The following is a 16,866-nucleotide window of genomic DNA, read 5'->3' as shown; positions in this document are numbered from 1 at the left end:
CGACACATCCGCCGCCGACACGTCCCCTGACACGGCCGCGGTCGAGGAGCGCCTCTGGTCGGTGGACGAGCACCTCGACGACATCCTGGGCCGGATCCGCCCGCTGGAGCCGATCGAGCTGCAACTGCTGGACGCCCAGGGCTGCGTGCTCGTCGAGGACGTCACCGTGCCCGCCGCCCTGCCGCCCTTCGACAACAGCTCCATGGACGGCTACGCGGTCCGCACGGCGGACGTCGAGGGCGCGAGCGCCGAGTTCCCCGCGGTGCTCACCGTGATCGGCGACGTGGCCGCGGGAAGCGGCGAACTGCCCACCGTGGGGCCCGGCGAGGCCGCCCGCATCATGACCGGTGCCCCGCTGCCGCCGGGTGCCGAGGCCGTCGTCCCCGTGGAGTGGACCGACGGCGGCACCGGTGGCGGGCCCGCCACCACCATGGCCGCGCACAGCGCCGCCCCCGACGGCGCGACCGGCGAGGTCCGCGTGCACCGGCCCGCCGCCGCCCGCGCCCACGTGCGCGCCCGCGGCAGCGACGTGGCCGCCGGATCACTGGCCCTGCGCGCCGGTACGGTCCTCGGCCCGCCCCAGATCGGCTTGCTCGCCGCGATCGGCCGGGCCACCGTGCGGGTGCGCCCGCGCCCGCGCGTGGTCGTCATGTCGACCGGCAGCGAGCTCGTCCAGCCGGGCACGGAGCTGACCCCCGGCCGCATCCACGACTCCAACAGCTTCGTCCTCACCGCCTGCGCCCGCGACGCCGGTGCCATCGCCTATCGCGTCGGCGCCGTCGACGACGACGCCGCGACGCTGCGCTCCACCCTGGAGGACCAGCTCATCCGCGCGGACATGGTCGTCACCAGCGGCGGCGTCAGCGTCGGCGCCTACGACGTGGTCAAGGAGACCCTCTCCGAGCTCGCCGGTGACGAGGGCAGCGTCTCCTTCCGCAAGCTGGCCATGCAGCCGGGCAAGCCGCAGGGCTTCGGCCGCATCGGCCCCGACCGCGTCCCGCTGCTCGCCCTGCCGGGCAACCCCGTCAGCTCGTACGTCTCCTTCGAGCTCTTCGCCCGGCCCGCGATCCGCGCGCTGATGGGGCTCGAACCCCATGACCGCACGACCGTGCGCGCCGTGTGCGCCGACAGCGTCGCCTCCTCCCCGGCGGGCCGCCGCCAGTTCCTGCGCGCCCGGCACGAGGACGGCACGGTCAAGGTCGTCGGCGGCGCCGGATCCCATCTGGTCAAGGCCCTCGCGGACGCCAACGCCCTCATAGTCGTCCCGGAGGACACCACCTCCGTGGAGGCGGGCACCGAGCTCGACGTGATCCTCCTCGACTGACCGCACCTGCACCGCTCCGCCCCCTCGCTGCCCGATACGGTGTCTGCCCGAACGGACCGGACCAGGAGAACGATGAGCAGCGCCCAGGACCCCCTTCCGCGGCCGACCGGCCTCACCCACCTCGACAGCGCGGGCGCGGCCCGGATGGTCGACGTCTCCGCCAAGGACGTCACCACCCGCACCGCGCGCGCGAGCGGCCGGGTGCGCGTCTCGCCCCGCGTCGTGGAGCTGCTGCGGGGTGAAGGCGTCCCCAAGGGCGACGCGCTCGCCACGGCCCGCATCGCGGGCATCATGGGGGCCAAGCGCACCCCCGAGCTGATCCCGCTCTGCCACCCTCTCGCCGTCTCCGGCGTCAAGGTCGACCTGACCGTGGCCGACGACGCCGTCGAGATCCTCGCCACCGTGAAGACCACCGACCGCACGGGCGTGGAGATGGAGGCCCTGACGGCCGTCACGGTGGCCGCCCTCACGCTCGTCGACATGGTCAAGGCCGTCGACAAGGGCGCCGTGATCACCGACGTCCGGGTGCAGGAGAAGACCGGCGGCAAGTCGGGCCCGTGGACCCGGCCGGAGCGGGAAGGGGCGGGAGAGTGACGGCCGCGCACCCGGGCACCGGACCCGCCGCCCTGCCGGAGGGCCGCCGGGCCCTCGTCGTGACGGCCTCCAACCGCGCCGCCGCCGGGGTCTACGCCGACCGGGGCGGCCCGCTGCTCGTCGCCGGGCTGGAGGCCCTCGGCTTCGCCGTGGACGGCCCGCGGGTGGTGCCCGACGGCGACCCCGTCGAGGCCGCGCTGCGCGACGCCGTGCGGGAGGCGTACGACGTGGTGCTGACCACCGGCGGCACCGGTATCTCGCCCACCGACCGCACCCCCGAGGCCACCCGCCGCGTCCTCGACCGCGAGATCCCCGGCATCCCCGAGGCCATCCGGGCGGAGGGGCTGGCGAAGGTCCCCACGGCCGCGCTCTCCCGGGGCCTGGCCGGGGTCGCGGGCCGCACGCTGATCGTGAACCTGCCCGGCTCGACCGGCGGCGTCCGCGACGGCCTGGCCGTACTGCAACGGATCCTCCTGCACGCCGTGGACCAGCTCCACGGCGGCGATCACCCCGGCGGGAACCCCGGCGGCAACCCCGGCGGGCACTCCGGCGATCATCCCGGCGGTCACCCCGGCGGGGGAGACGCGGACGGCACGCCCCGCCCGCCGCGCCCGCCCGCGGACGGCCCCCGGACGCCCGCATGAGCGCCTGGCCCGCCGAGCTGCGGGACGGCGACGTCCTCCTGCGGCCCATCAAGCTGCGCGACCAGCACGCCTGGCGGGAGGTCAACCGCCGCAACCGCGACTGGCTGCGCCCCTGGGAGGCCACCATCCCGCCGCCCCCGCCCGGCGGCCCGGTCACCCAGCGCCCCACCTACCGGCAGATGGTCCGCCATCTGCGGGCCGAGGCCCACGCGGGGCGGATGCTGCCCTTCGTCATCGAGTACCAGGGGCGGCTGGCCGGCCAGCTGACCGTGGCGGGCATCACCTGGGGCTCGATGTGCTCGGCCCACATCGGCTACTGGGTCGACGCGGCCGTCGCGGGCCGGGGCGTCATGCCGACCGCCGTCGCGCTCGCCGTCGACCACTGCTTCCACCGCGTGGGGCTGCACCGGGTCGAGGTGTGCATCCGGCCGGAGAACCTCCCCAGCCGGCGGGTGGTGGAGAAGCTCGATTTCCGGGAGGAGGGCCTGCGCCCCGGTTACCTCCACATCGACGGCGCCTGGCGCGATCACCTCGTCTACGCGCTGACCGCCGAGGAGGTCCCGGACGGGCTGCTGGCGCGCTGGCACCGGTCCCGGCCCAGCACCTCTCACAAATGAAATAAACGTTCGAATTTGACTGCCAATTGACAGTATTCGAGAAGTTCCGGTCCCAACAATCACAAAAAAAGTTCGAGATATCAGCCGGATCGTGCGACACACCGGGCCAATTGGCGGAATCCCTCGCGTGCGCCCCTCTACGGTGTGAAGTGTGAGCAGCAGTGGCCTCATCTACGCAGTCATCGTCGGGGCCTGGGCCGCCTATCTGGTGCCGATGTGGCTCCGCAGGCAGGACGAGCTCAATGAAGCCCGTCCGACGGAACGCTTCAGCACCGCCATCCGGCTGCTGTCCGGACGGGCGGGCATGGAGCGCCGTTACGCCAAGGGTCTGGAAGGGCGCGCGACCGACGACGCGCCGGACCCCGGCGAGCCCGCGGACGCCCGCGGGCCCGAGCCGGAAGCGCCGACCGAGACGGTCGACGTCCGGCCCTTCGGCGCGCCCGCGCACCAGCAGGCCGGCGCGCCCCCCGGGGTGCCGCACCCCTCCCCGTCGGCCGCCGAGCGCGCCCGGCGCTCGAAGGTCCTCGCGCGCCGCCGCCGCACCACGGTGGTGCTCTTCCTCGCCTTCACGCTCGGCGCGATCGTCGCGGGCGTCGGCGGGCTGGCCTTCCTGTGGGCACCGGCCCTGCCCGCCCTGCTGCTCAGCGCGTACATCGTCTATCTGCGTACGCAGGAGCGGCGCCGGTTCGCCTTCACCATGGACCAGCGCCGTGCCGAACTCGCCGCGCAGCGGCTCCGCGAGGGCCGCCCACGCCCTCGCCAGGCGGCGCCGGACCCCGTGGCCGCCGCCGCACCCCTTGAGGACACCGTCACCCACCCGGCGCCCGCGCCGGTCCCGCCCGCCGAGCCCTCGGCCACGGCGGGCCGCCGCGCGCTGGTCGAGCAGACCGACCACGCGGAGTGGGTCGACCAGCAGCGCGACCGGGGCACCGGCGAGGGCTGGGAGCCCGTGCCCGTGCCGCTGCCGACCTACGTCACCGCGCCGGTCGCCCCGCGCGCCGGTGACAGCGTCGACCTCGGCGCCCCGGACACCTGGAGCTCGGCCCGCTCCAGCACCGCCGAACCCACCGGCCGCCGCCCCGCGGAGGACCGCCGCCCCGCGGAGGACCGCCGCCCCGCGGAGGACCGCCGCTCCGGCCGCGGCCGCCGCCGTCCCCGCGAGCGCGGCCGCACTCCGCTGTTCGACCAGTACGCCGACGAAGAGCGTCCGCGCGCGGCCAACGAGTGAGTGCCGCACCCCCCGCGGCCCGCGTCGCTGACCAGCGGGGGAGCGGATTTCCGAGCACCCGGATGGAGGTGCTAGAGTTTCACTCGTTGCAAGGGCCTGTGGCGCAGTCCGGTAGCGCACCTCGTTCGCATCGAGGGGGTCAGGGGTTCGAATCCCCTCAGGTCCACAGCAATGACTGTTCTTGAGTCAACTCAGGACCAGTTGACGGGATCCCGTCCGATCACTCCGATCGGGCGGGATCTTCTCGTTTCGGGAGGTCCGTGCGTCGGCGGAGGCCGAGTTCAGGCGTCGTCCGATTCGGGCTCAGGCGGCTCAGGCGTTCGCCGACCACCAGGTCTGGTAGCGGTTGTTGGGGTTGCACCCTTCCTGCCTGAGGATGAATGTGCCCTGACCGGCGTCCAGGCAGGAGCGGCTGTCGAAGTTGAAGAACTGCCAGCCGTCCTGCTGCGAGCTCCAGGTGAGAGCCCAGATCTGCCCCTTCTTGGAGGGATCGCAGCCCGACATCTTGACCCGCCAGCCGCCGCTGTTCACCGCGGTGAGACAACTGCCGCTCCACAGGTTCTTGACCTTCACGTTGGAGTAACCGGTATCGGGCGCCTCGGACTTCACTGACCACTGCATCCCTCTGGGCACCGGGCGGGCGCCTTTCTGGCACACGTTGTAGTTCGCTTCCAGGTGAGGGACATTCGCGCCCCAGTCCTGGGCCAGGCAGACGTTGCCGTTGCTGCGGGGGATGAGGATCACGTCCGGCCAGGCGGTGTAGGCACGGGCGGTATCGGTCGTGGTGGCGACGATGGTGCAGGACAGGGCGGCGGTGGCCAGGCCGATGGCGGTTTTGCGCATCCTGCGGCCGAAGCGGAGAGCGGTCATGGGCATCCTCGAGTGGCTGGGGTTCGTTCGCCGCGCCTTCCGGGACGGCCGGCACTGGCGTACGGCTGACGGCAGTGTGCTACCGACAACCCCCGGCAACAAGGGCTGGGGCACGGAGAGTCGGGGGTCCCCGAGCCGAGCGTGCCTGCCCTCCCGCACCAGCGCCTTCAGGCGGGCCTGGCCGTCTCCACTCGCCGTCCCTGCCCTGCACCGCGCCGGGCCCGTCCGAGCGGGGCCGGGCCCGTCCGGCGGTTCGTGATCGCGCCTCTACTCTTGTGTCCGCCGGACAGGTGAGCGAAGAGTGGTCGAGGAACGGAGCGTGCGGTGTCGACGGGGGACGCGAAGGACGGAGAGCTCATAGGGAAGCTCCTCGGCGGACGCTATCGGGTGACCGCGACGATCGGGCGGGGCGGCATGGGAGTCGTCGCCCGGGCGGTCGACACGCTGCTCAACCGTGAGGTCGCCGTCAAGGTGCTGCGGGCCTACACCGACGCGTCCGCACCCGAACTGGCCGACCTGCGGGCCCGGATGCGGCGGGAGGCGCAGGCCGCCGCCCGTATCCGGCACCGCGGCGTCGTCACCGTGCACGACGTGACGGAGGAAGAGGGCCTGCCGGTCATCGTCATGGAACTCGTCGACGGGCCTTCGCTCGACGACGTCCTGGTGGAGCGCGGCGCGCTGGACCCGCGCGAGGCCGCGGCGATCGGTGCCGAGCTGATGGACGCTCTCGACGCGGCGCACCGGGCCGGCGTGCTGCACCGGGACGTGAAGCCGGGGAACGTCCTGCTGGAGCGCGGCGGCCGGGTCGTGCTCACCGACTTCGGCATCGCCACCATGGAGACGGCCGGCGACGACGCCATGGCCAAGCTGACCCGCAGCGGTGAGATCGTCGGGTCCCTCGACTACCTGCCGCCGGAGCGCGCGCAGGGCACGGAGCCCGGCCCCGCCTCCGACATCTGGTCGCTCGGCATGACGCTGTACGCGGCGGTGGAGGGCACCTCGCCGTTCCGCCGCACCTCCGTGTGGTCCACGCTGTCCGCGATCGTCAGCGAGCCACTGCCCGAGCCGCAGCGGGCGGGCCCGCTCGCGCCGGTGCTCCAGGCGCTGATGGCGAAGGACCCGGAGCGGCGGCCGACCGCCGGGCAGGCGCGCGCGATGCTGGAGGGCATAGCCGCCGGCGCGGGGATGCCGAACCCCGCCCCCACCCTGCGGACCCCCACCGAGCCGTCCGTCGTCGCCCCGGCCGCCGCCCCTCCCGGCTTCGGCCCGCCGCCTCCCGCCGGCACCGGCGGCGGCGCGCCCTTCCCGCCGCCGTCCCCGCACGTCGGAGCCCCGCCGCCGCCCGCTCCCGCGCGGCGCGGCCGGGCCCTCGTCGCGGCGGCGGCAGCGGCCGTCGTGCTCGTCGGCGGCGGCATCACGTACGCCCTCGTGGGCGAGCACGGCGATGGCCGCGCGCAGGCGGCGGCGCCCGGCCCCGTCGCGTCCTCCAGCGGGCAGCCGGGGCCGGGCGGCGATGCCGACGGCACGCGCGTCGTCCCGAGCCCTTCGGGCTCCCAGGGGACGCCGTCCGCCTCCGTGCCGCCCGCCGCCACGGCGAGCGCCGCGCCCCGGGTGTCGGCGCCGTCCTCGGCGAAGCCCAGCCCCCTGCCGACGGGCTGCGGCGGCTGGAACCACCGCGACCCGAACCCGGGCACCTACGGCTACCTGAGCGGTGACTACCACCTGGGATCCGGGCCCTACATGAACTGCTCCTCCGGGTCCGTGGTCAAGGCGGGCACGAAGCTCTGGTACCACTGCTACGTCACCAACGCCTATGGCAACAAGTGGACTTACGTCCGCATAGCGGGCACCAGCACGGCGGGCTGGATGTCGAACGACAACCTGACGCGGCAGAACGGCCCGTCGACCCACTGCTGAGCCCGGGCGGACCCGCTACAGCCTTGCCGCCACCGCGCGGGCGATCCGCACGATGTCGCCCGACGGCTTCACCGGGTACGCGGGGTGGTCGCGGGTCCAGCGGTCCTCCAGGGTGAACCAGTCGACCGGCTTCGGCTTGCGGTGGGCGGCCAGTGCTGTGTCCAGGGACGTGAAGTACGTCTTCCAGCGCAGCCGGTAGAGGCCGCCGACCAGGCCCGACCACTCGCGGTTGGCGTAGTCGTGCAACTTGCCCCGGTCGGCCGACGGGCGGGGGCCCCAGGTGGTCAGCAGGGAGAGGGCGTCGTACTCCAGGCGGTCACGCTCGGCCGCCGTCGTGCCCCACGCGCGGGCCTCGGCGATCCAGCGGCCCAGCAGATGGCCGCCGTCGGTGGCCACGGCCTGCTCAAGCAGGGACATCCAGGAGAGCCACTCGCGGGCGAGCTCGCGGAAGCGGGCCCGGTCGCCGGAGTCGAAGGCGGCCTTCAGGCGCGGCAGGAGCAGGCGCGCGCGGTTGGCGACGCACTGCCGGGTCACGTCGAGGAGGTCGTAGCGGTAGGCGCTGCTCCGGCGCAGCGAGGGGGTGACGGCGAGCAGCGCGGGCAGGGCGCGTTCGAACTCGGCGGCGTCGTACCGCAGTTGCCTGGGCGACCAGGCGGCGGCGTGGCTGACGGCGAGGTCGGGGCGGGCGGCGAAGAGGCTGTCGGCGGGCTCGCTCCAGCCGTCCGCACGGCTGGTGCCGTAGGCGGTGCGCCGCAGGACGTCCCAGGCGCGTACGGCGTGGGCGTCGGCGGCGCCGTAGCGGTAGCGGGGCCACTCCTCGAACCAGGACGGCAGGTCCACCGGGCCGTTCGTCCACGGCAGGTCGCTGAAGAGGGCGAAGGCCGCGGGGTTGTTGTCGGCGGCCTCCGGCATCAGGGCGATGCCGCGCAGGGTGTTGCCCTTCTTGGTGCGCCACCGGTCGTAAAGTGCCGCCCAGTCACGGGTGTTGGCGCCCATCGCGGTGTGGCCGCCGAAGTTCCAGATCGACCCGAAGGCGTACGGGGTGCCGCCCCAGTCGGCCTCGCGGTCGGTGACGTTGGCGTAGTGGTCGCTGATGCCGTCGAGGATCAGCATCCGGGAGGTGTCGACGGCGTCGAGGATCTCGCGGCGCGGGTTGCTCTGCCAGCCGAGGATGGCCCACGTGGCGTCCGGGTGGGCGGTGCGCAGGGCCTTCTCGACGGCCCGCGCGGCGGTGCCGACGGGGACGTTTCCGGGGTCACCGCCCTCGTGCAGCAGGTCCATCTTGTACATCGACGTGGCCCCGAACAGCTCCCGCTGCACGCTGTAGAAGGTCCGGGCGACGCGGCCGAAGTGCGCGGTGCGCGGGTCGAGCCAGTCGGGCCGCCGGAAGCCGCCCCAGTCGCCCTGCGGGACCGTGCGGGCGCCGGGGTTGCGCCGGGTGAAGCCGGGTGGCACGGTGCCGAAGTAGCCCGGCAGCACGGGCGTCATGCCCAGCTCGCGCAGGCGGCGCACGATCTTCCGCGCCAGGGCCACGCGCCCCTCCAGCAGCGCGCGGGAGACGGGCCCGCCGAAGGAGGCCATGTTCTGGAGCAGCCACCACGGCTGATGGGCGGGGGCGGGCAGCCACTCACGCAGTTCGGTGTCGCTGTAGCCGTACTCCGCGAACGTCCGGTGGTAGACGGCGTCGGCGCCCGCGTAGACCAGCACCTCGTTGAATCCGTGCAGCGCCAGTACATCGATTTCGTGCTCCCAGTAGTCCCACCCTCTGTACGGCCCGGAATAGCCGTCGTTGGTGTCGTTCAGGACGAAGCGGTGCGCGACGTTCGCGGCCTTGGCCAAAGGGGTACGGACGCCGGGCAGGCGGTCGGGGAGGGCGGTCTGCGCGCCGTTCCAGGAGAAGTGGGCGTGGGCCGTGTGTCTGAGATACCAGTGGAATCCGGTCAGTTGCACCGCCGGGGTGCTGCCCTCCACCAGGAGCGCGCCCGTCCCGCCGGAGACCCGGAAGACGTCCGCGCCGCCCTTGCGGGGCACCGTGCGGAAGGTGACCTGGGAGTGGTGGCGGGGCAGCAGCCGGGCGAGCGCCGCGGCGGCGCCGGACGCCCCGCCGGCCCGGCCCTCGGCGGAGGCCGGCGGCCCGGCCGCGCCGAGCGCGGCGGACCCGGCGAGTGCGCACAGGAGCGTACGACGGGCGACATGCATGAGTGACCTCCACCGTGACACCGCGGCGACCGGACCGGACCACTTGAGCCCGGTGATCCTACGAGCTGACAAGCGACACGCGGCAAGGGCACGGTCGGCAAACCAGCCACGCCGGTTACATTTGGCACGAATGGCCCCATCGGACCGCCCCGACCTGCTAGGCCGTCCCCGCCCGTCCGACCCGAGGAAGCCCGTGCGCCCGCTGCGAACGCCGATCGCGACCCTCGGTGCCCTGGCCCTCGCCGCGGGCCTGCTGGGCGCGCTGTGCGGCTGCGCGGAGCCGGGCGGCCTCAAGGTGGAGGGCCCCGCCCCGAGCCCCTCCCCGGGCACCGGCACCGTCTACGTCTCCGAGGGCGCGGGCCGGCCCTCGCTGCGCAGCCCCGCCGCCTTCACCGCCTCCGGCAGCGTCCGCCTCAGCGGGCTGCGCTGGAGCACGTGGGGCGGGCCGACCGCGCAGGGCAGCGGCAAGGTCGGCGGCGCCTGGTGCGAGCCCGGCTGCGCCACCACGCCGTACGACGCCAGGGTCACGCTCGGCGGCATCGTGCGGCAGGACCGGTCCGCCTACTACAGCCGTGCCACGGTCGACGTCGAGGGCCTGCCGGCCGAGCAGCGGGCGGAGCTGCGCGACCTGCGGCTCCACATACCCAAGCGTTAGCCGCCGAGGAGTCGTCAGCCATGGGACTGCGTACGAAGATCGGCGTGGCCATCACCGCCACCGCCGCACTGGTCGCCGTCATCATGGGCCTCGTCGTGCACCACCGCACCGCGCACACCCAGCTCGAGACCGCACGCGACTCCCTCGACTCCCGGCTCGGCGCCGCCGTCGAGGACCACGCCGCGGGCTTCGACCGGCCCCGCACCCTGATCAACCCCGAGGGGATACCCGGGCCGCTGCGGAAGGCCATCGACAGGGGCAAGCGCGCCACCTATCTGGACCGCAGCGGCCCCGAACCGACGCTCTGGGCGGGCAGCCGCCTCGGCAACGATGTCATCGTCCTCAAGCACCCCTACACCCGGCAGGTGCGCAACCTCCAGGATCTCGACGAGGTCCTCTGGCTGGCCGGCGGCCTCGGCACCGCCTTCGCCTGCGTCGTCGGCGTGGGCCTCGCGACCGTGGCCGGCCGCCGCCTCAACGCCTCCGCCCGCACCGCCGAGCGCATCGCCGACGGCGACCTCACCGCCCGTCTCAGACCCCGGGGCGGCAAGGACGAGATCGCCCGGCTGATCGTCGCGGTGAACACCATGGCCGACGCCCTCGCCGCCCGCCTCCAGGCCGAACGCGAAGTGACCTCGAACATCGCGCACGAACTGCGCACCCCCGTGGCCGGCCTCGTGACCGCCGCCGCGCTGCTGCCGCCCGGCCGCCCCGCCGACATGGTCCGCGACCGCGCCCGGCGGCTGAGCGGACTCATGGAGGACGTTCTGGAGGTGGCCCGCCTCGACGGCTCCACCGAGCACGCGGAGACCGACGTACGCGCCCTCGGCGAGCTCACCCGCCGGGCGGTGCGCGCGACCGCCGTCCCCGAGGGCGCCGTGGTCGAGGTCCGCGTCGTACGCGAGAGCCTCGTCGAGACCGACGGGCGGCGCGTCGAACGCATCCTCGCCAACCTCGTCACCAACGCCTTCCGGCACGGTGCCGCGCCGGTCGTCGCCGAGGTCGACGGCGGCGTCGTCCGCGTCCGCGACAGCGGCCCCGGCTTCCCGCCCCGGCTGCTTGAGCGTGGGCCGCAGCGCTTCCGTACGGGCTCCGGCAGCGGCCTCGGCCTCGGCCTGACCATCGCCGCCGGGCAGGCCCGCGTCCTGGGCGCGCGGCTGACCTTCGCCAACCCCGGGAGCGGCGGCGCGGAGGCCGTCCTCGACCTCACCTCGGCCGTGCGCGAGGAGCAGCCCGGGCAGAGCCCGTGAGAATGCGGCCGGACCGGGCAGGCGCAACAGTGGAAGCCACGGCAGCCACCGAAGCCACGGGGGCTGCTGCCACCTGAGCCGACGCACGGGAGCGGTCACGATGGACGAGCACGTTCTGTTCATGAATGTCGACGGCCCGCACGACGGGCGGCGCGCCCTCGACGCCCTCCGTCAGGCGCACGCCGACGGCGACATCAAGCTGCGCGAGGCCACGGTGATCAGCCGGGACGCGGACGGCAACCTCGACTTCCCCGACACCGAGGACAACACCGGCACCGCCCGCGGCTTCGCCGTGGGCAGCCTGGTCGGCGGCCTCGTCGGCATCCTCGGCGGCCCGCTCGGCATCATGATCGGCTTCGGCGCGGGCGGGCTCGTCGGGGGTGCGCACGATGCGCGCGAGGCTACGGCGGCCAACGCGGCGGTCGAGATGCTTGCGGCGGAGGTTCCGCCGGGGAGTACGGTGCTGCTCGCCGAGGTGGGGGAGTCGCGGGCGGACGTGCTGGATTCGGCGCTCTTGCCCTTCGGGCGGGGGCTGGAGAGGTATCCGGCGGATCGGGTGCGGGAGCTTGTGGAGGAGGCGATGGCTGAGCGGCCGGGGGAGGGGGCGTGAGGGGGTTGCTCGCCGTTGTCACCTGCGGCGGGCTTTGTTCCCCTGCCCCGCCCCTTCCCGGCTGCATCTGATGTGCGGCTCCGCCGCGTGGGGGCTCTGCCCCAGACCCCGATGTGCGGGTACGCCGGCTGACGCGCAGCGCCTGCGGCGCTGGTCCTCAAACTCCCCCAGCTACCTCCCCCAGACGGAGTCTGGGGGAGGTAGCTGGGGGAGTTTGAGGACCAGCGCGCGAAGCGCGGTCAGGGGGTCTGGGGTCTCCCCAGTTTCGGGAAGGGGCGGGGCTGGGGAAAAAGCAGCCGTCAGCCCAGCCACTTCGTGAAGCAGCGGCTGCCCTCGTGATCGCGGTACAGGCCGAATTTCCGCTCCGCGGGGACATAGCCGGAGGAGCCGTAAAGGGCTATCGCCTCCGGCTGCATCGTGCCCGTCTCCAGGACCATCCGCAGTCGCCCGGCCGCCCGCGCGTCCTCCTCCAGCGCCGCGAGGATCCGCCGCGCCAGGCCGCGCCCCCGCGCACCCCGCACCACATACATCCGCTTCAGCTCCGCGTCACCGTCCGCGTACCCCTCGTCGTTCGCTTCCTGCGAGCGCCAGCCGCCGGTGGCGACCGGCGTGCCGTCGTCCTCGTAGGCGATGAGATATAGGCCACGCGGCGGGTCGAACTGGGCCGCGTCCAGGGGAGTGAGATCACCGTCGCCGTAGCGCTCCACGTACTCCAGCTGCACCTGGTCAGCGAGCTTCACGGCGTCCGGGTGGTCGTAGGCGACGGGAAGTATGCGCATTCAACGGATCGTACGCACGGACGGGCGCCCCGCGACAGGTGTGCCGGGGAAGTCGGTATCGTGCCGGAATGCTCACCGTGACCTCCGTGAATGTGAACGGCCTGCGTGCCGCCGCCAAGAAGGGCTTCGTCGACTGGCTGGCCGCCACCGAGGCCGACGTCGTCTGCCTCCAGGAAGTACGCGCGGAGGCCCACCAGCTCCCCGAGGACGTGCGCGAGCCGGCCGGCTGGCACACCGTGCACGCCCCGGCGGCGGCGAAGGGGCGCGCGGGCGTCTCGATCTACTCCCGGCGCGAGCCGGACGCGGTGCGCGTCGGCTTCGGCTCGGCCGAGTTCGACGGCAGCGGCCGCTATGCGGAGATCGACCTGCCCGGCGTCACGGTCGCGAGCCTCTACCTCCCCTCCGGCGAGGTCGGCACGGAGCGCCAGGACGAGAAGGAACGCTTCATGGCCGAGTTCCTGCCCTACCTCGTCGCGCTGCGCGCGCGTGCGGCGGCGGACGGCCGCGAGGTGCTGGTTTGCGGCGACTGGAACATCGCCCACACCGAGGCCGACCTCAAGAACTGGAAGGCCAACCGCAAGAGCGCGGGCTTCCTCCCCGAGGAGCGGGCCTGGCTGACCGAGGTCTTCGGGGAGTACGTGGACGTGGTCCGCGCCCTGCATCCCGGCGTCGACGGGCCGTACTCCTGGTGGTCCTACCGGGGCCGCGCGTTCGACAACGACTCGGGCTGGCGGATTGACCTTATCGTCAGTTCGCCTCAGTTGGCAGAGCGGGCGGTGAAGGCGTACGTGGAGCGGGCCGCCAGCCACGCCGAGCGGTGGAGCGATCACGCGCCCGTGACGGCCGTTTTCGACGTCTAGCGCACAGCAGCGGGAAGCCCCGACCCGGCGCAGCGGAGGCGTCAGATCGGGGCAGACCCTTTAGCGAGGGCGCGCCGTCTCGTGCGTGCACTTGTCGCAGACGTACCGGGAGCGGAGCACCAGCCGCATGGCTTGCGGGTCCCGATGTATGGGGCAGAGCCAGGACAGCTCGGTGTCTTCCGGCAAGTCGTGCTTGAGGAACTGCCTCAGCGTGGCGCGCACGCCGTCGCCGTCGGGGGTGTTGCTACTTGTCATCTCCGTTGTTGTCCTCGTCGCCGCTGGTGTCCTCGGGCGGATCGACGGGGGTGATCGTCTCGTTCGCCCCCAGGTCGTACCCGTTGACTTCGTCCCTGCCCATGACGGGCCTCCTTCGGTTGTAGCGGGTTGGGGTGGGTGCTTGGAACCCCACGTCTCTGTCGTCGTGCGGTGGTGCACCCGCCCGGCCAAAACTCCCCAGGATCGACCGGACGGGCGTTTGAGGCCCGCCCCTGTGCCGGGAGGAGGAAGAGCCAACCCCACGGGAGTGGGGACATCCGGCAAAGGGGCAGGCGGTCTAGGGGGCGCCGTGCTGGTGCGGCAGACAGAACGCCTCGAGGCGCGCAGCGGCGTCGACCAGCGCGCGCAACTCGTCCATGTCCTCCTGCCACCCGCGCAACCGCGCGATGACGACCTGTGCGAACTGATCGCGGAATTCCTGGGTGTCGTAGACGGCCGGACTGTAGGCGGGGGTCAGCGCGTCCGCCGTCATGTCACCCGCAGGGGGCGCGGGAGGTTCGGCCGACCCGCCCGGCGTGACCACGAAGGGCGGGCGGACGCTCTCAGCGTCAGCAGGATGCGACTTGGCCATGCGTGCGATTCCGTCCGACGCTTCCATCAGACCGTGCTCCGAGGGGCGAGACCAAGGATTCGGCGCTCCGCTGATGTCGCGACGCGCAGACGCCTCATGGGGGCGGTCCACTCCTCGCCGTGGTGGTCACCCACTCCCCGGATGAGGAACCCGTCATCCCGGGGCCCGTGCATCACACCCATGGTGTTGGTCCTCATGTCCACCACCAGCGCCCCGGAGCGGTACCCGGTGCTGCCCCAAAGCGTCGTCGTGGCGCCTGTACCCCAGTGGGATCTCTCGCCGTCCATGCGCTTGAACCGCCCTCTCCGCCAACTTGACTCGGTGTGGCGACCAGCGTCCGCCCGTTCGTGATCTAGGACTAGCGGCCCCGTGCAGGCCAACTGTCGGCCAGACTTGCGACATGACAGGCAGCATCGGGGCCAACATCCGTCGCCTGCGCGAACAGCGCGGGTGGAGCCAGGCGCGCTTAGCGCGGGAGACGTGCCGTGCCGCTGGTGTCCAGGGCGAGCCGATCGGGCGGCAGGAGATCAGCCGGTACGAGACGGGCAAGCGCACTCCTCGTGAGTGGCTGCCGTTCATCGCTGCCGCTCTCGACGTGCCCGTGGACACGCTCAGGACGCCCCTGGAGCCCGCAGAACCGCCCCCGCCGACACTGGCCGACTACTTGCCCGAAGGTAACCCGCTCGCCCCGCTCAGCGGCTGTGAGGGGCGTCGCGTCGGCGTAGGTGTCGTGGGCGACCTACAGCAGCGTGTGCATGGGCTGAGGCTTGCCGACGACGTGATCGCGGGCGGCGACTTGCTGCGCCCCGCCCTCCGTGAACTCCGCTCTGCTGTAAGGCTGTTCAGAGAGGGCAGTCACACGGAAATCGTCGGAAGGTCGCTTCTGCGGGCCATCGGGGAGTTGGCGCAGATCGCCGGATGGATCGCGAGTGACGCTGGGCAGCACGCGGAAGCTGAACGCATCTATCGGCTTGGCCTGTCGGCAGCACACGCGGCGGGAGACGCGACGCTGGCGGGCAACTTGCTGGGTTGCCTGGCCTACCAGCGAACGAACACGGGCGACGTACGCGAAGGTCTCGTCATGGCCCGCGCAGCGCTGGAGAACGCCGACGGAGCACCCCCCCGGGCGCACGCCCTGTATCTCGACCGGGTGGCATGGGCCCACGCAAAAGCCGGGGAACCTCAGCCCGCCATGCGGGCGCTCAGCGAGGCAGGCGAGGCACTGACGGGGCACGGCGGGGAAGAGGAGCCCGGCTACCTGTACTGGGTGGATGCCGGAGAACTCCAAGTCATGGAGTCCCGCGTCTACACAGAGCTGCGCCGACCCCTGCGCGCCGTCCCGCTGCTCCGGGACGTGCTCAGCCGGTACGACGCCACACACACGCGGGAACTTGCGCTCTACCTGTCGTGGCTTGCCGTCGCTCTCGCGGACGCCAACGAGCCGGAGGAAGCAGCGGCAACGGCGGAGCGCGTCATCACCCTGTCCGCTGACGTGGCGAGCGAACGCACGGCGGAGCGGGTGAGGGTCGTGCTCGCAAGGCTGGAGGAGTTCCGAGACGTGCCAGAGGTGCGCGCCGTACTTGAGGGCGTTGCGTGAACCGAGCCCCTACTTCAGCGGTGCCTTGCCCCCTCCCTGTGCCGACACAGCGAAGGACCGCCTGTCCACGCGACAGGCGGTCTCTCAGGTCTCGGGGCGCAGCAGATTACGACGCTTCACCCAACGCCCGGTACAGCGTCGCACGGGACACCTCGAGCGCCTTGGCGATGGCCGTGACGCTCTCTCCCTTCGCGTGCCGGGCGCGGGCCACGGCAAGCTTGTCGGCGTCCATCACGGTCGGCCGTCCACCGTGGTTGCCCTTGCGGGCCGCAGCCTCCAGCCCCTCCAACGTCTTCTCCCGTATCCCCTCCCTCTCCACCTCAGCGCTGACAGCCAGCACGGCGAACACGATGGCACCAGCGCCGTTCGGGTCGTAGACGCCCTGGAGCGGGCCGGACAAGAGCTCCAGTTGGATGCCGTCCGCCTGGAGGGTGGACGACAGCGTCATGAGCTCCGCCGCGCTGCGAGCAAGGCGCTTCATCTCCACCACGGTCAAGATGACCGGCTGGCGCATCGACTACCACGTGGCGACGCCGGGGCTGGCGGGGCGGGCCCTCAAGGCCGTGGTGGAGCGGGCGGCGAGCCATGATCTTCGGTGGTCGGACCATGCGCCTGTTACGGCGGTGTACGAGCTGTAGTCGGCGGGGGTCTTGGTTGCTCGCCGCTGTCGGGTGCGGGTTCGCTTCGCCTGCGGCCGGCTTTGTTCCCCTACCCCGCCCCTTCCCGGCTGCATCTCATGTGCGGCTCCGCCGCGCGGGGGCTCCCCCCCCAGCCCCCCGAAGCACGCTTCGCGCACTGTCCTCAATCGCCGGACGGGCTGGATTTGGCGGACTGTGGTCTTTCGTCTGCGAGCCGCAGACAACGGACTACGGTCC

At 72.9% G+C, this 16,866-nt stretch carries 17 protein-coding genes, 1 tRNA gene and 1 pseudogene; 13 read left to right on the top strand and 6 right to left on the bottom strand.

From position 1 onward, the window contains the following. The first annotated feature begins 61 nt into the window (after positions 1-61). The 6 genes from glp (at position 62) to ACFY1P_RS25215 (ending at position 4,573) form a co-directional block, all read left to right on the top strand. Positions 62-1,324: a gephyrin-like molybdotransferase Glp gene (gene glp / locus ACFY1P_RS25240; RefSeq protein WP_390751972.1), complete on the top strand. Its 1,263-nt coding sequence runs from the start codon at positions 62-64 to the stop codon at positions 1,322-1,324. Between the two features lie 72 nt (positions 1,325-1,396). Then, positions 1,397-1,918 (top strand): cyclic pyranopterin monophosphate synthase MoaC, encoded by a 522-nt coding sequence (moaC, locus tag ACFY1P_RS25235; protein WP_361526642.1) that lies wholly within the window; start codon positions 1,397-1,399, stop codon positions 1,916-1,918. Next, positions 1,915-2,562: a molybdenum cofactor biosynthesis protein B gene (locus tag ACFY1P_RS25230; protein WP_390751939.1), complete on the top strand. Its 648-nt coding sequence runs from the start codon at positions 1,915-1,917 to the stop codon at positions 2,560-2,562. Before moaC ends, ACFY1P_RS25230 begins: the two co-directional genes overlap by 4 nt. Continuing rightward, on the top strand, positions 2,559-3,179 hold the full coding sequence (locus tag ACFY1P_RS25225) for a GNAT family protein (protein ID WP_361526645.1): 621 nt from the start codon (positions 2,559-2,561) through the stop codon (positions 3,177-3,179). Before ACFY1P_RS25230 ends, ACFY1P_RS25225 begins: the two co-directional genes overlap by 4 nt. Positions 3,180-3,330: 151 nt before the next feature. Beyond that, positions 3,331-4,407, top strand: coding sequence for a gephyrin-like molybdotransferase receptor GlpR (gene glpR / locus ACFY1P_RS25220; protein WP_390751938.1), 1,077 nt, complete (start codon positions 3,331-3,333; stop codon positions 4,405-4,407). A gap of 92 nt (positions 4,408-4,499) precedes the next feature. Beyond that, positions 4,500-4,573 (top strand) — tRNA-Ala (locus ACFY1P_RS25215). A 146-nt stretch (positions 4,574-4,719) separates the two neighbouring features. Here ACFY1P_RS25215 and ACFY1P_RS25210 read toward each other — a convergent pair. Further along, on the bottom strand, positions 4,720-5,277 hold the full coding sequence (locus tag ACFY1P_RS25210) for a hypothetical protein (protein WP_361526651.1): 558 nt from the start codon (positions 5,275-5,277) through the stop codon (positions 4,720-4,722). Between the two features lie 324 nt (positions 5,278-5,601). Between ACFY1P_RS25210 and ACFY1P_RS25205 the strand changes: the two genes are divergently transcribed. Further along, complete coding sequence (locus ACFY1P_RS25205) at positions 5,602-7,194, top strand: serine/threonine-protein kinase (protein WP_390751937.1); 1,593 nt, start codon at positions 5,602-5,604, stop codon at positions 7,192-7,194. A gap of 15 nt (positions 7,195-7,209) precedes the next feature. Here the strand turns inward: ACFY1P_RS25205 and ACFY1P_RS25200 are convergent, their stop codons facing one another. Beyond that, a complete protein-coding gene (locus tag ACFY1P_RS25200; RefSeq protein WP_390751936.1) occupies positions 7,210-9,393 on the bottom strand; it encodes an alpha-N-acetylglucosaminidase in 2,184 nt (727 codons plus the stop codon). A 193-nt stretch (positions 9,394-9,586) separates the two neighbouring features. On the opposite strand from ACFY1P_RS25200, the gene ACFY1P_RS25195 reads away from it, so the two are divergent. The 3 genes from ACFY1P_RS25195 to ACFY1P_RS25185 all read left to right on the top strand — a co-directional run bounded on the left by ACFY1P_RS25195 (position 9,587) and on the right by ACFY1P_RS25185 (position 11,908). After that, complete coding sequence (locus ACFY1P_RS25195; protein WP_361535610.1) at positions 9,587-10,048, top strand: hypothetical protein; 462 nt, start codon at positions 9,587-9,589, stop codon at positions 10,046-10,048. Between the two features lie 20 nt (positions 10,049-10,068). Then, the gene (locus tag ACFY1P_RS25190) at positions 10,069-11,298 is read left to right on the top strand and encodes a HAMP domain-containing sensor histidine kinase (protein WP_361535607.1); all 1,230 of its coding nucleotides are present in this window, start codon (positions 10,069-10,071) and stop codon (positions 11,296-11,298) included. 100 nt (positions 11,299-11,398) lie between these two features. Next, positions 11,399-11,908, top strand: coding sequence for a DUF1269 domain-containing protein (locus tag ACFY1P_RS25185; RefSeq protein WP_361535604.1), 510 nt, complete (start codon positions 11,399-11,401; stop codon positions 11,906-11,908). Between the two features lie 299 nt (positions 11,909-12,207). On the opposite strand, the gene ACFY1P_RS25180 is transcribed toward ACFY1P_RS25185, so the two are convergent. After that, positions 12,208-12,687: a GNAT family N-acetyltransferase gene (locus ACFY1P_RS25180; RefSeq protein WP_361531379.1), complete on the bottom strand. Its 480-nt coding sequence runs from the start codon at positions 12,685-12,687 to the stop codon at positions 12,208-12,210. Positions 12,688-12,755: 68 nt separating this feature from the next. Here ACFY1P_RS25180 and ACFY1P_RS25175 point away from each other — a divergent pair, with 68 nt between their 5' ends. Beyond that, entirely contained in the window at positions 12,756-13,547 is a 792-nt protein-coding gene (locus ACFY1P_RS25175; RefSeq protein ID WP_361531382.1) for an exodeoxyribonuclease III, read from the top strand. Positions 13,548-13,607: 60 nt separating this feature from the next. Here the strand turns inward: ACFY1P_RS25175 and ACFY1P_RS25170 are convergent, their stop codons facing one another. Together ACFY1P_RS25170 and ACFY1P_RS25165 are read right to left on the bottom strand one after the other, a co-directional pair. Continuing rightward, complete coding sequence (locus tag ACFY1P_RS25170; protein WP_361531385.1) at positions 13,608-13,802, bottom strand: hypothetical protein; 195 nt, start codon at positions 13,800-13,802, stop codon at positions 13,608-13,610. Positions 13,803-14,100: 298 nt separating this feature from the next. Beyond that, positions 14,101-14,394, bottom strand: a complete 294-nt coding sequence (locus tag ACFY1P_RS25165) for a hypothetical protein (protein ID WP_361531388.1) — start codon at positions 14,392-14,394, stop codon at positions 14,101-14,103. Positions 14,395-14,794: 400 nt separating this feature from the next. Here ACFY1P_RS25165 and ACFY1P_RS25160 point away from each other — a divergent pair, with 400 nt between their 5' ends. Next, on the top strand, positions 14,795-15,991 hold the full coding sequence (locus ACFY1P_RS25160) for a helix-turn-helix transcriptional regulator (protein WP_361531391.1): 1,197 nt from the start codon (positions 14,795-14,797) through the stop codon (positions 15,989-15,991). A 106-nt stretch (positions 15,992-16,097) separates the two neighbouring features. Here ACFY1P_RS25160 and ACFY1P_RS25155 read toward each other — a convergent pair whose 3' ends face one another. Continuing rightward, complete coding sequence (locus ACFY1P_RS25155) at positions 16,098-16,439, bottom strand: helix-turn-helix domain-containing protein (RefSeq protein WP_361531394.1); 342 nt, start codon at positions 16,437-16,439, stop codon at positions 16,098-16,100. A 52-nt stretch (positions 16,440-16,491) separates the two neighbouring features. Between ACFY1P_RS25155 and ACFY1P_RS25150 the strand changes: the two are divergent. Then, a pseudogene (locus ACFY1P_RS25150) lies at positions 16,492-16,629 on the top strand (exodeoxyribonuclease III); the annotation flags it as partial. Positions 16,630-16,866: the final 237 nt, after the last annotated feature.

This window comes from Streptomyces sp. NPDC001407, from assembly GCF_042895325.1.
GTDB lineage: Bacteria > Actinomycetota > Actinomycetes > Streptomycetales > Streptomycetaceae > Streptomyces.
This window is presented reverse-complemented; position numbering and strand designations above follow the sequence as displayed.